General features: G+C 61.0%; 1 protein-coding gene. It reads left to right on the top strand.

Annotated features, from left to right (window positions below):
- The coding region (gene istB, locus HLH48_RS22865; protein WP_182999734.1) for an IS21-like element helper ATPase IstB at positions 1-656 on the top strand (656 nt) is incomplete at both ends.

The raw sequence follows: 656 nt of genomic DNA, 5'->3' as shown, positions 1-656 counted from the left end.
TTCCTCGCCGCGCTGGCCGAAATCGAAGTCGCCGAACGCAATGCCCGCCGGATCGGGCGTCATCTCCAGCAGTCAGGTCTCCCTGGCGGCAAGACCTTCGCCACGTTCGATTTCAAAGCCATGACCAGCGTGCCCAGAGCACGGATCGAAGCCCTCGCCGCCGGAGACTGGATCGAAACAGGCGCCAACCTCATCGCTATCGGGAATTCGGGCACGGGCAAGACCCATCTTCTCAGCGCCATCGGAAACGCTCTCATCGAGGCCGGCAAGCGTGTCCTCTACAGCCGCACAACAGATATGGTCCAAAGGCTGCAAGCCGCCAGACGCGATCTCGCCCTCGAAGCCGCGTTGACCAAACTCGACAGGTTCGACCTGATCATTCTCGATGACATCACCTACGCCCAAAAGGACCAGGCCGAGAGTTCCGTCATTTTCGAGCTGATCGCCCGCAGATATGAAACCCGAAGCCTCGCCATCGCCGCAAATCAGCCCTTCAGTGCCTGGGACCGCGTTTTCCCCGACCAAGCCGTCACCGTCGCCGCGATCGACAGGCTCGTCCATCACGCTACCATCCTCGAAATGAACGGTGAGAGTTACAGACGCCGAACCGCCGAAACCCGCCGAACCACAACGCGAACACGGGCAGCGACAACCTC

It is taken from the genome of Gluconacetobacter sacchari (assembly GCF_014174255.1).
Taxonomy (GTDB): Bacteria; Pseudomonadota; Alphaproteobacteria; order Acetobacterales; family Acetobacteraceae; genus Gluconacetobacter; species Gluconacetobacter sacchari.
This window is presented reverse-complemented; position numbering and strand designations above follow the sequence as displayed.